This window comes from Samsonia erythrinae, assembly GCF_004342665.1.
Lineage (GTDB): Bacteria > Pseudomonadota > Gammaproteobacteria > Enterobacterales > Enterobacteriaceae > Samsonia > Samsonia erythrinae.
Genome location: NZ_SMBY01000001.1, coordinates 137,373 through 150,813 on the forward strand (window position 1 = coordinate 137,373; position 13,441 = coordinate 150,813).

Sequence of the window (13,441 nt, forward strand, 5' to 3'; positions counted from 1 at the left end):
ACAAATTATGAGTACGCTTCCCCCACTTTATGCATTGAGAGCGTTTGAATCAGCGGCAAGATATAAATCTTATACATTAGCGGCCGAAGATTTGTCAATTACACAAAGTTCCATTAGTAAGCATATAAAAACGCTTGAGAATTTTTTTGGCGTAAAATTATTTTATCGTAATGGTCCACGGATAATGCTAACGCCTGAAGGTGAAGCGTTTGCCAGAGATCTGGAACCGGTGTTTGGCGCCCTTTCAATGGCTTGTAAACGGTTTTCACATCAGGATTTTATTTTATATATCACCTCTCCTTATCTTTTCTCCCTTCGTTGGCTTATTCCTGTATTAAAAGATTTTCATGCATCGGTTAACGATATTACGTGTCATCTTGATATGGCGGAAAACATGCTCATGTTTGTCGATTTCGAGAAAGATAACTGTGACGGGGCCATTCAATATGGTGACGGCCTGTTTCCAATTCACTGGGAGGTGACCCGATTGGTGGACGAATGGTTAGTCCCCGTCTGTGCGCCGTCACTATTAGATGAACGCCAGAAAAAGGTCCGTTGGCAGGATTGTTGGTTATGTTCCGCGCTTACCCCCGACTATATCAATATCTGGTGTAATAAATCGGGAGAAAAATTTCAGTCAAAGTCGGTTCGGCCCTGGATGTTTGACTCAATAGAACGCACGATTAATGCCGCCGTACAAGGGATAGGTACGGCTATCGTTGATATGAATATGGTGGCAGCCGAGCTGCAAAATAATATGTTAGTCATTCCGATACAAAAGGCCGTGTTTTCTGGCCGCAGTTATTATTTTGTTTGGCACAATGAAAATTATAAAAAGCATTCGCTGTCTGAGTTCGGGCGCTATTTGAAAAGCCATATTGCATCCGAGGATCGGGAAGATATCGCGTATATTACCTAGCGTGGTGAGTGTTCTGACAATAGAAAGCATGAACACTGCGCTAATGTTTTTTATGTCGTCATGCCTCTGAGGACATCCCCCGCTTGCGCGGGGGATGCCAGTCAGCGACGGTAATTCTTCTGCGCCGTGTTGACTTTGTACAGGTAGCGGCGAGATTCGCCCGACGGGTGTTTCGTCGTCAGCGTCTGATAAACATCGCCTGGTGACATATTATTGATCAGGCGCACCGCCCGCTCTTTGTCGCTGGAGAAAACGCGTAACACGCTGCTTGCGCCGCCGTTGTAAGCGGTAATGACGGCATAACGCTGTGATGTCGGGTTTTTAATACCCGCCAGATAGCTATTTTTCAGAATCGACAGATACGCCGTACCGGCATCGATATTCTTTTCCGGATCGAACAGATAGCTGCGACTCGGCTGTCCCCATTTGCCTTTCATTTTGAAGACATCGCGTCCGGCGCTGTGCTGGACCACCTGCATCAGACCGAGCGCATCGGAGCGGCTGACTGCATAGGGGTTGAAGCTGGATTCTGTCTGCATAATCGCCAGAATTAGCGATTCTTCTATACCGTAACGTTCAGAGGCTTTTCGTACCAGCGGCAGGTATTTATGCGCACGTTTATCCAGATGGTTGGGAACGAGCTGGATCGTGACTGACCAGATAACATGCAGGCCGGAAGTCCGCTGTTGCAAACGGTTCTGGAGCAGGTAATCCGCGAAGCTGGCGGCGCGTCCTTCCCAGCGGATCGGCTGTCCGGTGTTATCCAACACCTGTCCATACAGCAACGGTTCACGGCTGATCTGGATATCGTTCGCGTCGGAATACAGGTCGGTGTTACTGGCGTCATCGCCCATCAACAGCGTCGTGATGATCGCCTGGCGCAGACTGGCGACGGAATTGGTCGCAGAAATGGTTTCTATCGTGATGGTGCCGTCATCAAAGTTGATGTGGCTACGAGTCTGATAGCCATCGGTGTATTTGACGTAGTCTTTCGGACCCGCGATCAACACCTCATTAATACCCCAGATATTCTCGATGTTGTTGGCAAACTGCCCCATCAAAATATCGAACGCGTTGGTATCTTTGATGAATTCTTCGTTATTGGCATTACCTTTGTTTCCCGAACAGGAAACCAGTAGCGGTGCGATCACCAGCAGAGCTAACATTTTCTTCATATCACAAGCCGTGTCGGAATAGGAACGTCAGCAGGCCCGGAAGCCTGCAATTTCAGTGACTCGGAGGCGTATAGCCATCGATATGTACGTCCTTCCCCTCAAACAGGAATTTGATCATTTCCTGTTCCAGCATCTTACGATCGTCGACGTTCATCATGCTGAGTTTTTTTTCATTGATCAGCATGGTTTGTTTCGTTTGCCACTGCGCCCAGGCTTCTTTAGATATCTCGTTATAGATGCGCTTACCCAGCTCGCCGGGATAGAGCTGGAAATCCTGACCTTCGGCGTCGCGTTGTAAAAAAGTACAAAAAATCGTTCTGCTCATGCTTCTTCCTCATCAATTGCGCAGGTATTCAAACGTGGCGGCTGTGGGTGGGCCATTTCCCTCAGCAGACGTTCTACCGGGGTGGCTAATCCGACAGACGGCGGCTGCGCTAAGTTATACCAGAGACCCGCGTCATCCTCCATGCAGGACCGGTGTTGTGAGCGATCCAACTGCGATACGTCGAGCCAAAGCGGTACGATATCCAGATGGAAATGGCTGAAAGTGTGGCGGAACGCGACAAGCTGTTGCAATCCATCAGGATTCAGACCACGTTGTCTCAGCCAGAGTTCCAATTCCCGACGCTCGCTGAACTGCGGGAAGCAAAATAACCCGCCCCACAGACCTGCGGCGGGACGCTGTTGCAGCCAGACCTGCGAACCTTGTTGCATCAGCAGGAACCAGCCGGTTTTCTCCGGTAGCGTCTGCTTCGGTTTCTTGCCGGGGTATTTTGCCCAACTGTGGTTGGCGTAGGCAATGCAGCCCGTGTTCAGCGGGCACAGCTCGCACTTGGGCCGGCTGCGAGTACAGACCATCGCGCCGAGATCCATCATCGCCTGATTAAACTGGCTGACGCCCTCGGCCGGCGTGACGGCTTCACTCCGCGCCCACAGTTGCTTTTCGACCTCTTTTTTGCCCGGCCAGCCGTCAACGGCGTAGCAGCGTGCCAGTACGCGCTTCACGTTGCCGTCGAGAATCGCGTAATGCTGGCCGAGAGAGAGCGACAGCACCGCGCCGGCGGTAGAGCGCCCGACGCCCGGTAGCGCCGCGACTTCATCAAACGTGGTGGGGAATTCGCCGCCGTGCCGGGAGACGATGGTTTGGGCGGCCTTATGCAGGTTGCGCGCTCGGGCGTAGTAACCCAGCCCGGTCCATAAGTGGAGCACTTCGTCCAGCGGCGCTGCCGCCAGCGCGCTCACGTTTGGAAAACGTTCCATAAAGCGTTGGAAATAGGGAATAACCGTGGCGACCTGCGTTTGTTGCAACATCACTTCGGATAGCCATACTTTATAGGGTGTTTTCTCAAGCTGCCACGGCAGCGTTTTGCGGCCATAGCGGTGATACCAGTCCAGCACCTGATGGGCGAACTGTTGCGCTTGCATCATAAAATGGGGTCACTATCCGACAGGTAAAAAGTTTGACAGCGATTCCAGCACAGAGTGAATGTGCTGTAAACCGGAACTTTCCGAGGCGGTGGGCTTGCTAAACCACGGTATCCTTGCATAATGCGCGTTTCCTTAACGAAATCGGACAGCAAGTAAGCACTTTTTATGATTAACAACGTCATTTCACCGGAGTTTGATGAAAACGGGCGCCCGATGCGTCGTATCCGCAGTTTTGTCCGACGTCAGGGGCGTTTGACGAACGGGCAGCAGCAGGCGCTGGATAACTATTGGCCGGTGATGGGCGTAGAGTATCGGACTGAAGCGGTAGATTTTAATACGCTGTTTGGTCGTGACGCGCCGGTCGTGCTGGAGATTGGGTTTGGTATGGGCGCATCGCTGGTCACTATGGCGGAGCAGCACCCTGAACAGAATTTCCTTGGTATTGAGGTTCACCTGCCGGGCGTCGGGGCATGTTTGGCCTCCGCGCGGGAAAGAGACATCAGCAACTTGCGGGTGATGTGTCACGACGCCGTTGAAGTGCTGGAAATGATGATCCCGGATGGTTCGCTGTCCATGGTTCAACTCTTCTTTCCTGACCCGTGGCACAAGGCCCGTCACAATAAACGCCGCATTGTGCAAACGCCTTTCGTTGAACTGGTACAGCGTAAACTGAAGGTTGGCGGCGTGTTCCATATGGCAACGGACTGGGAACCTTATGCGCAACACATGCTCGAAGTGATGACATCCATCGACGGATATCGCAATCTTTCTGAGAGCAATGATTATGTTGAGCGGCCGGCTTCTCGTCCGCTGACGAAATTTGAAGCGCGCGGCCAGCGTTTAGGGCATGGCGTGTGGGATCTGATGTTTGAGAGGACAAAATAAAATGGCACAAGCTCGTAGCCGTCGTTTACGTAAAAAACTGCACATTGATGAGTTTCAGGAGTTAGGCTTTTCGGTCAGCTTCCGCTTCCCGGAAGGCACCAGCGTGGAAGATATCGATCGGTTGATGGATAAATTCGTCGATGAGGTGATTGAGCCTCAGGGGCTGGCGTTTGAAGGCAGCGGCTATCTGCACTGGGAAGGTCTGATCTGTCTGCAAAAAATCGGTCACTGCACCGAAGAGCATCGCCAACTGGTCAGCCGCTGGCTGGAAGAGCAGAAACTGACGGATGTGAAAGTCAGCGATTTGTTCGACATCTGGTGGGATCTGCCGGAAAACCTGTTGTAATTCTGGTTCAAGCATCATCCGCCTCCGGGGAGGCGGATCGCCTCTCTCCCGCCACTGCTGTTATTTTCTTCAGGAGAAAATATGTCGCGTAAAATGACCCTGGGTCTGTTGATGCTGCTGTCCTGGCAAGCGCAGGCGGCCTATCAATGTGACGTTAATCCGCAGGACGATATCATTATCAGCCCGCAATATGTACAGGTTGTGGGGGCCAGCGGCAATTTACGGATCTCTCCACAGGGCGACATCGTCCGCAATGGCTCGCCTCTGACCCTCAACGCAGAACAACGTGAGAAATCCAAAGCCTATCAGGCGGATTTACGCCAGCAACTGCCGTGGATCGAGCAAGGGGCGCAGGCGCATCTTGAAAAGGCACGCATCGCACTGGATAAAGTGATCGTGCAGGAACTCGGTAGCGACAGTAACGTGCGTAATCGTCTGACCACGCTGGATAAACAGCTCAAGCAGCAAATGAACCGCATTATCGAGCATCGCAGCGATGGTTTGACCTTCCATCATCAGGCTATTAAGCAGGTTGAACAAGACGGCAGACAAATCGTGCAGCAAAGCATGGGCGGCGTTTTGCAGGACAGTCTGAATGAGATGGGGGTAAAACAGATGTCCAGCGGCGGCAATCCGCTACAGGCGATGATGGGCAACCTCGGCGGGTTACAGAAAGCGATTCAGGCCGAATGGAATAATCAGGAACTGGCGTTCCAGCGTTTTGGCAACGATGTGTGCAGCCGCGCGATGTCGCTGGAAAACCAGCGCAAAAGTCTGGTGCAGTCGTTGAAATAACCCAAAGATGCAGGAAAAACCGGGCGCAATACCCGGTTTTTACGTTTACGGCGCAGGGAACGTAAAACGACGGTGGATGGCTTCCAGCTCATCAAGGATCTCGCCGTCCAGCGTCAGGTTCTGGCTGTCGAGGTTGATTTGCAACTGTTCGAGCGTGGTCGCGCCCAGCAGCGTACTGGCGACAAACGGTTGCTGGCGCACAAACGCCAATGCCATTTGCGCCGGGTTCAGACCGTGCTTTTGCGCCAGCGCGACGTATTCGGCAATCGCAGCCTCAGCCTGCGGGCCGGTATAGCGGGTGAAGCGGCTAAATAAGGTGTTGCGCGCGTTAGCGGGTTTTGCGCCATTCAGGTATTTGCCGGTCAGCGTCCCGAACGCCAGTGACGAATAGGCGAGTAGTTCCACGCCTTCATGCTGGCTGATTTCCGCCAAACCGACTTCAAAACTGCGGTTGAGCAGGCTGTAAGGGTTCTGGATCGACACGATGCGCGGCAGGTCGTGTTTTTCCGCCAGATGCAGATAGCGCATCACGCCCCACGGGGTTTCATTGGAAACGCCGACATAGCGGATTTTACCCGCGCGTACCTGTTCATTCAGCGCCTCCAGCGTTTCCAGCAGCGTCACTACCGGTTTGTCATCGGTATACTGATAATTCAGCTTGCCAAAACAGTTGGTCTGACGCTGCGGCCAGTGCAGTTGGTACAGGTCAATGTAGTCGGTATTCAGGCGTTGCAGGCTGGCATCCAGCGCTGCGCGGATGTTTTTTCTGTCCAGCGCCTGCTGTGGACGAATGCTATGGTCGTTACCGCGTACAGGGCCGGAGACTTTACTGGCCACAATCAGCTTTTCACGTCCGCCGCGAGACTTTAGCCAGGATCCGATATAGCTCTCGGTTAGCCCTTGGGTTTCCGGGCGAGGAGGAACGGCGTACATTTCTGCTGTGTCAATCAGGTTAACACCTGCGGCAATGGCATGATCCAACTGGGCGTGCGCGTCTGCTTCGCTGTTTTGTTCGCCAAAGGTCATCGTACCAAGACCCAGCACGCTCACTTCTAAAGAACTATGGGGAATACGGTGATATTGCATTGCCAGCTTCCTTATGTCTGAAAATAGCAGGCGAAGCTCCCGTCATCTGCGCGTGATTGACTGCGATTCCAATGACTTTGGGAAAACACGCCTGAATTCGACTATAACGAAGCCGCAGCGAGTGGGGAAGTCTCTTCTGTTATCCTTTTCAGATTATTCTGGTGAGCGCAGCCCGATTGGGGGCGTGTTTCGGGCTGGCGACAGCTTAGCGCTTTATGATCTGGGAAATCCGATCGCTGTTGATTTGCCTCTGATTTCCCTGTTCATCGGTATAGCTGAGGAGACCGGTTTTTTTATCCAACTCCGGCTTACCCTGCGTCAGGAGCATTTGCCCTTCCTTTGTCGCCATTACATAGTTACTCGAACAGCCGACGAGGGTAAAGAGTAACGCCAGGGTGACTGCTATTTTCATTGTATTAACCCGTTAATAAATGCGATAACTTCAATGAGTCTAGCAAATCGCCGTGGGAGATAACGTAGGAATTATGGAAAAAATGCGTTTTGAGGAAGTTAGTTTTATGTAACCGGGCGGAAAATTACCGCCCGGATAACGTATTTATCGTGAAAGTCAGCGCCATGCGGCAATCAGTGCGTTGTGCGATCTTTTTTGTTGCGAAGCAGGTTCAATGCCTCAACGGACATCGAGAAGAACATCGCGAAGTAGATGTAGCCTTTCGGTACGTGAATGTCGAAGCTTTCCAGAATCAACGTGAAGCCGACAAGGATCAGGAATGACAACGCCAGCATTTTAACGGAAGGATGGCGTTCGACAAACTCGCCGATAGGGCGGGCGGAGAACATCATCACACCCACGGCGATGACGACGGCGGCCATCATAATAAAGAGATGATCAGACAGGCCGACGGCGGTGATCACGGAATCCAGGCTGAAGATAATGTCCAGCAGCATGATCTGCACAATGGCGCCAAAAAAGGAGTGTACCTTGGAAGCATGTTCTGCTGAGCCGCCTTCGACCGTTTCATGAATTTCCTTACTCGATTTCCAGATCAGGAACAATCCCCCAAAGAACAGGATCAGATCGCGCGTGGATATTTCATTGTCTAGCACGGTAAACAGCGGGTTGGTCAGACGCATGACCCAGGCGATGGAAGCCAGCAGCCCCAGACGCATTAACATCGCCCCCATCAGCCCGATACGTCGAGCTTTGTTTTGCTGGGCTTTAGGCAGTTTGGCGACAACCAGAGACAGGAAGATAATGTTATCGATACCAAGAACGATTTCCAGGATAGTCAGCGTTCCCAATGCCAACCATGCGTTCGGATCAACAATCCAATCAAACATTATATCAATACACCTTAAACGAAAAGTAAACGATATTATACGCTGCCAGCTTGGTGCGTAGGCAAGTGAAAGTATGATGGCAGGCGGTATGCACCTCATATTCCACTACGTCCTGTGTGCCGACATCCCTTATGTGCCGGCGCGGCGTCACCCCATACCCCGGATCATCTTTCCTTGCCCCGTGACGGCGGCATACAGGCGAATGTACGGTGTTGCGTGATGTTAATAACACTTAACCGCCGGGCTGCATGAAGTGGCGAGCCAATAGCGGCGCGGTGAACGTCTTTTTCAGATAGAACCCGCGCGGCAAAGTCAGAATCGGTTGACCAAATTCCCCGATCGCTTCCGTCAATGCCCGGCTATTTGCCGCCTTGGGACGTAATTGTAGCACTTCGCCGTGTCGGGCGGTGATGCTTTCTACCTGACCAAGCACGATCAGGTCCATTAGTTCTTCCCAGTCACGGCGCAGCTGTTCCTCTTCTTCTTCACTGGGGCTCCAGATCAGCGGTGTGCCGATACGGCGTTCCCCAAGGGGAATATGGCGCGAACCTTCAACCGGAATCCACAGGACCCGGGCGAGCTTGTGTCGAACGTGGCTGCTTTCCCACGTTACCCCGCTGTTGCCCGTTAATGGCGCGACGCAGACAAAGGTTGTCTCCAGCGGTTTACCTTGTTCATCAATAGGGATGGTTTTTAACTCAATGCCAAGATCAGGGAAGTCCTGCTCAGGCTTACTGCCGGCGCTTGCGCCCAGAAAACGCTCCAGCAAGACGCCGATCCAACCCTTATCGCGTTTCAGGTCGGCAGGAAGCGGCAGGCCAGCGATCTCCGCCAACTCTGCGAGATTATAGCCCGCGAGAGATTGGGCCCGTTCTCGCAAGGCTTGCTCATTCTGCGGCGCAGCCGTGTGAACCGAGGGTGAATTCATCATATATCGCTCGATTTTTCCGCTCAAAAAAAACACAGCCGACGACGCATGCCTGTGCACAGTCCGCGATGCTGTGGTGAGGAACAATAATAGCATGATTCTTAGCACTTTTTTCCAGCATCATGCTGAGCGCTGAATGTGCTTTTGCAAACTGTGCACGTATAGCCACCGACAATGAACAGGATTTTACACTAGGTTATCCACAGATTTCTTGGATAACCTGCATCAACATCGATTACTGGTTCTATTTACAGCCTTGACGCTGGCCGTTCTTGCTGGTTTTGCATATTTATTGCCTGACTTTGAGCCATCCGCTGTGGATAAAATCGGCACAGTGCGATCTTTCGCCACGCTGACGTTGAATACGGTTTGTTCGGTAATGGCTGGAGGTTTTTTAGGTTGCGATGTAATTTATTATTATGAATATTAAGATTTATTTTTGTTTTTTCGGCGAAGGGGTTTCGTCATGGAAAATGAGTTTTACTCACTTTTTCATGGGTTCTGCACAAAGATGTCCACAGAAAAAGTGAATAAACTGACGATGATGATCTTCACATGTTTATAACTTTGATTTTATCTGTGGGTTATCTTAGTTTTATTCGTATCACATGCTTTCTAAGCAATGGTTTACCGCCTGACGGGAGTGTGAAACAATCAGGTCATCTTTGCATTGATGTTTATCGAGGTAGTCCGGTGATCGATGATGATGGCTACCGCCCAAACGTTGGTATTGTAATTTGTAATCGGCAGGGGCAGGTGATGTGGGCCCGGCGCTACGGTCAGCACTCCTGGCAGTTTCCGCAAGGGGGGATTAACCCCGGTGAAAGTGCCGAGCAGGCGATGTACCGCGAACTGTTTGAAGAAGTCGGGTTAAGAAAAAAGGATGTCCGTGTACTGGCATTTACCCGTAACTGGTTGCGCTATAAATTACCAAAACGTTTGGTGCGTTGGGATACAAAACCGGTCTGTATCGGCCAAAAGCAGAAATGGTTTTTGCTACAGTTAATGTGTAATGAGTCGGATATCAATATGCAGAGTAGCGGCACGCCAGAGTTTGATGGTTGGCGCTGGGTGAGTTACTGGTATCCGGTGCGTCAGGTCGTCTCTTTTAAGCGAGATGTGTACCGTCGCGTGATGAAGGAGTTTATCAACCCGGTGATACAGCTTCAGGAGAGTAGTGCGGCCCGGATGGCAACCTCATCGGGTTCCCGACGAAAAAGAGGGTAATTCAGGCACATTATGCTCACGCGCTTGCGAGAAATTGTCGAAAACGTGGCGGCGACGCCCCGTCTCAATGATGCGCTGAACATGCTGGTCAATGAGACCTGTCAGGCAATGGACACGGAAGTCTGTTCCATTTATCTGGCCGATCACGATCGTCAATGTTATTACCTGATGGCGACGCGCGGGTTGAAAAAACCGCGCGGGCGCTCGGTGACTCTGGCGTTTGGGCAAGGCATTGTCGGGCTGGTAGGGCAACGCGCCGAGCCCATCAATCTGGCCGATGCTCGCGCCCATCCCAGTTTCAAATATATCCCCGCCGTGAAAGAGCAGCATTTCCGCTCCTTTCTCGGTGTTCCCATTATTCACCGTCGCCATCTGCTTGGCGTTCTGGTGGTACAGCAGCGTGAACCTCGTCAGTTTAATAAAAACGAAGAATCGTTCATGGTGACGCTGGCCACGCAGATGGCGGCCATTCTTTCTCTTTCGCAGATAAAAACGTTATTCGGCCAATATCGCCAGACGCGCCTTAACGCGCTGGTGGCATCGCCCGGCGTGGCGATTGCACCCGGCTGGCGGGATTGTACTCAGCCCTCGCTGGAACAGGTTTTTCCCGCGTCGAGTTTGGACCACGAGCGCGAGCGCGCCCGTTTAACGCAGGCGCTGGAAGACGCAACGGCGGAGTTCCGGCGATTTAGCAAACGTTTTAGCGCCAGCGCTCAGAAAGAGAGCGCGGCGATTTTCGACCTGTATTCGCATTTGCTGAACGATGCGCGGCTCAAAGGCGAACTGTTTCAGGAAGTGGCCGCGGGTAAAACCGCTGAATGGGCGGTCAAACAGGTTATTGAACGTTTTGCGGCGCAGTTTGCAAATTTGCAGGACACCTATTTACGCGAGCGCGCCGGCGACCTGCGGGCGTTGGGACAACGGCTGTTGTTTCACCTTGATGATAACGCGCAAATCATGGGCCACTGGCCTGAACGCTTCATTCTCGTTACGGATGAATTAACCGCCACGCTACTGGCGGAATTGCCGCCTGAGCGGCTGGCGGGCGTTGTGGTGTATGACGGCGCGGCCAATTCGCATGCCGCGATCCTGGTTCGCGCTATGGGCATTCCGACGTTGGTCGGTGTGGAGATCCAGCCCGATCTGCTGCATCAGCGTCTGTTGGTCATCGACGGCTATCGCGGCGAACTGCTGGTCGATCCCGAAGCGGCGCTGGTGCAGGAATATCAACGCCTGTTGACGGAAGAGAGTGCGCTGACCCGGATGGTCGAAGGTGATATGGCGCAGCCGGCCATGCTGAAAAGCGGCGAACGTGTTCAGGTAATGTTGAATACGGGGCTCAGCGCCGATCATGAAAAACACTATATCGATCAGGTTGATGGCGTTGGTCTGTATCGCACGGAAATCCCTTTTATGCTGCAAAGCGGTTTTCCGTCCGAAGATGAACAGATGGCGCAATACCAAAGCATGTTGCAGCTTTATCCCTCTCGCCCCGTGGTGCTGCGCACGTTGGATATCGGGGCGGATAAGCCGTTGCCCTATTTGCCGATCGGTGAAGAGAATCCCTGTCTTGGCTGGCGCGGTATTCGTATTACGCTCGATCAGCCTGAAATCTTTCTGATTCAGGTGCGCGCCATGCTGCGTGCCAATGCGCACATCGGCAATCTGAGTATCCTTCTGCCGATGATCAGCAGCCTGGATGAAATCAGCGACGCGCGACGCTTGATCGATCAGGCGGCCGGTGAGGTGGAAGAGCAATTGGGTTTTCCCCAGCCCAGACCGCCGATTGGCATCATGATCGAGGTTCCGTCGATGCTTTTCCTACTTCCACATCTGGCTTCCCGTATCGATTTTGTCTCGGTTGGTACTAACGACCTGACGCAATACCTGCTGGCGGTGGATCGTAACAATGCTCATGTGGCGTCGCTTTACGACAGTCTGCACCCGGCGATGTTGCTGGCGTTAAACACGATCGCCGTCGAGTGCGAGCGGTATCACATCCCGTTTTCCGTGTGCGGGGAAATGGCCGGGGAAGCGCTCGGCGCTCTGCTGCTGATCGGGTTGGGATATCGCTCGCTCAGCATGAATGGACGCAGCGTGGCGCGGATCAAATACCTGCTGCGTCAGATTTCGCTCTCCGAGACGCAGGCGCTGGTGAAATCGTTGCTGAGCGCGCCGAGCGCGACGGAAGTCCGACAGCGGGCGTCGCGTTTCATGGAAGATCGCGGGCTCGGCGGTTTGATTCGTGGTGGACGCTAGCCAGCTTGGTCAAGGCGCCGTTGAGCAATGTGCCCGGCCTTTGTTTGATGGGCCCCATGTTTAATCGCGCGTAGCAGCGTGACGGAGCGTTGATATTTAACGGCGGGCGCGTGTGTTATGATGCGCAACCGCAGCATGCAGGAATGAACGCATTTTCCTGCTTTTGCCTATCAATGACGATCCCGGAAGTCGGGGTAACACAATAAACGATGTGGTGAATGATGACGACAAGCTATCTGGCGTTTCCTCAGTTTGATCCCGTGATTTTCTCAATTGGTCCGCTAGCGCTGCATTGGTATGGATTGATGTATCTGGTTGGTTTTGTCTTTGCCATGTGGCTGGCGGTACGCCGGGCGAATAAACCGGGGAGCGGGTGGACGAAGGAGGAAGTAGAAAACCTGCTGTATATGGGATTCTTGGGGGTTTTTGTCGGTGGACGTTTAGGGTATGTCCTGTTTTATGCGTTTCCATCATTTATTGACAATCCGCTCTATCTTTTCAAAGTCTGGGATGGCGGTATGTCGTTCCACGGCGGTTTGATCGGGGTCATCTGCGTGATGCTGTGGTTCGCTCGACGCACCAAGCGCCATTTCTTCCAGGTTGCTGATTTTATTGCCCCTTTAATTCCTTTTGGGCTCGGGGCAGGCCGTTTGGGCAACTTTATCAATGGCGAACTGTGGGGGCGGGTGACGACGGACACGCCGTGGGCCATGCTATTTCCCGGTTCGTCTGGTGAAGATAGCGTTCTGGCCGTCAGCAATCCGCAGTGGCAGGCGATTTTCAATCAGTACGGTATGCTGCCGCGCCATCCGTCCCAGCTGTATCAAATGATGCTGGAAGGCGTGGCGCTGTTTATCATCCTGAATCTCTTTATTCGTAAACCTCGGCCGATGGGCAGCGTATCGGGACTTTTCCTTATCGGTTACGGTACGTTCCGGATTATTTCCGAGTTTTTCCGTCAGCCCGATGCGCAACTGGGGTTGTTAGGCGGCCTGTTCAGCATGGGGCAAATTCTGTCGCTGCCGATGGTGATTGCCGGTATCCTGATGATGGTCTGGGCCTATCGCCGTCAGCCGGCGTAGTCATGATTC

General features: G+C 52.6%; 14 protein-coding genes. 7 read left to right on the forward strand and 7 right to left on the reverse strand.

Going from position 1 to position 13,441, the window contains the following annotated elements:
* The first annotated feature begins 7 nt into the window (after nt 1-7).
* The gene (locus EDC54_RS00580) at nt 8-919 is read left to right on the forward strand and encodes a LysR family transcriptional regulator (protein WP_165904247.1); all 912 of its coding nucleotides are present in this window, start codon (nt 8-10) and stop codon (nt 917-919) included.
* Nucleotides 920-1,020: 101 nt separating this feature from the next.
* Here EDC54_RS00580 and mltC read toward each other — a convergent pair whose 3' ends face one another.
* Genes mltC through mutY form a run of 3 tightly spaced genes read right to left on the reverse strand, consistent with a single transcriptional unit; the run spans nt 1,021 to nt 3,522 of the window.
* Entirely contained in the window at nt 1,021-2,094 is a 1,074-nt protein-coding gene (gene mltC / locus EDC54_RS00585) for a membrane-bound lytic murein transglycosylase MltC (RefSeq protein WP_132452238.1), read from the reverse strand.
* Between the two features lie 52 nt (nt 2,095-2,146).
* Entirely contained in the window at nt 2,147-2,419 is a 273-nt protein-coding gene (locus EDC54_RS00590; RefSeq protein WP_132452240.1) for an oxidative damage protection protein, read from the reverse strand.
* A complete protein-coding gene (mutY, locus tag EDC54_RS00595) occupies nt 2,416-3,522 on the reverse strand; it encodes an A/G-specific adenine glycosylase (RefSeq protein WP_132452242.1) in 1,107 nt (368 codons plus the stop codon). Before mutY ends, EDC54_RS00590 begins: the two co-directional genes overlap by 4 nt.
* Nucleotides 3,523-3,687: 165 nt before the next feature.
* Here mutY and trmB point away from each other — a divergent pair, with 165 nt between their 5' ends.
* The 3 genes from trmB (at nt 3,688) to EDC54_RS00610 (ending at nt 5,548) form a co-directional block, all read left to right on the forward strand.
* A complete protein-coding gene (gene trmB / locus EDC54_RS00600) occupies nt 3,688-4,407 on the forward strand; it encodes a tRNA (guanosine(46)-N7)-methyltransferase TrmB (RefSeq protein ID WP_132452244.1) in 720 nt (239 codons plus the stop codon).
* 1 nt (nt 4,408) lies between these two features.
* Nucleotides 4,409-4,753 (forward strand): YggL family protein, encoded by a 345-nt coding sequence (locus EDC54_RS00605; RefSeq protein ID WP_132452246.1) that lies wholly within the window; start codon nt 4,409-4,411, stop codon nt 4,751-4,753.
* Nucleotides 4,754-4,834: 81 nt separating this feature from the next.
* Nucleotides 4,835-5,548: a YggN family protein gene (locus tag EDC54_RS00610; protein ID WP_132452248.1), complete on the forward strand. Its 714-nt coding sequence runs from the start codon at nt 4,835-4,837 to the stop codon at nt 5,546-5,548.
* 45 nt (nt 5,549-5,593) lie between these two features.
* On the opposite strand, the gene EDC54_RS00615 is transcribed toward EDC54_RS00610, so the two are convergent.
* The 4 genes from EDC54_RS00615 to mutH all read right to left on the reverse strand — a co-directional run bounded on the left by EDC54_RS00615 (nt 5,594) and on the right by mutH (nt 8,864).
* Nucleotides 5,594-6,634: an NADP(H)-dependent aldo-keto reductase gene (locus EDC54_RS00615; RefSeq protein WP_132452250.1), complete on the reverse strand. Its 1,041-nt coding sequence runs from the start codon at nt 6,632-6,634 to the stop codon at nt 5,594-5,596.
* Between the two features lie 205 nt (nt 6,635-6,839).
* The gene (locus EDC54_RS00625) at nt 6,840-7,046 is read right to left on the reverse strand and encodes a YgdI/YgdR family lipoprotein (protein WP_132452252.1); all 207 of its coding nucleotides are present in this window, start codon (nt 7,044-7,046) and stop codon (nt 6,840-6,842) included.
* Between the two features lie 173 nt (nt 7,047-7,219).
* Entirely contained in the window at nt 7,220-7,936 is a 717-nt protein-coding gene (locus EDC54_RS00630; RefSeq protein ID WP_132452254.1) for a TerC family protein, read from the reverse strand.
* 232 nt (nt 7,937-8,168) lie between these two features.
* Nucleotides 8,169-8,864 (reverse strand): DNA mismatch repair endonuclease MutH, encoded by a 696-nt coding sequence (mutH, locus tag EDC54_RS00635; protein WP_132453576.1) that lies wholly within the window; start codon nt 8,862-8,864, stop codon nt 8,169-8,171.
* 693 nt (nt 8,865-9,557) lie between these two features.
* Between mutH and rppH the strand changes: the two genes are divergently transcribed.
* From rppH to lgt, 3 genes are all read left to right on the forward strand, one after another.
* Nucleotides 9,558-10,091, forward strand: coding sequence for an RNA pyrophosphohydrolase (gene rppH, locus EDC54_RS00640; protein WP_132452256.1), 534 nt, complete (start codon nt 9,558-9,560; stop codon nt 10,089-10,091).
* A gap of 12 nt (nt 10,092-10,103) precedes the next feature.
* The gene (ptsP, locus tag EDC54_RS00645) at nt 10,104-12,350 is read left to right on the forward strand and encodes a phosphoenolpyruvate--protein phosphotransferase (RefSeq protein ID WP_132452258.1); all 2,247 of its coding nucleotides are present in this window, start codon (nt 10,104-10,106) and stop codon (nt 12,348-12,350) included.
* Nucleotides 12,351-12,571: 221 nt separating this feature from the next.
* Nucleotides 12,572-13,432, forward strand: a complete 861-nt coding sequence (gene lgt, locus EDC54_RS00650) for a prolipoprotein diacylglyceryl transferase (RefSeq protein ID WP_132453578.1) — start codon at nt 12,572-12,574, stop codon at nt 13,430-13,432.
* The last annotated feature ends 9 nt before the right edge of the window (nt 13,433-13,441 follow it).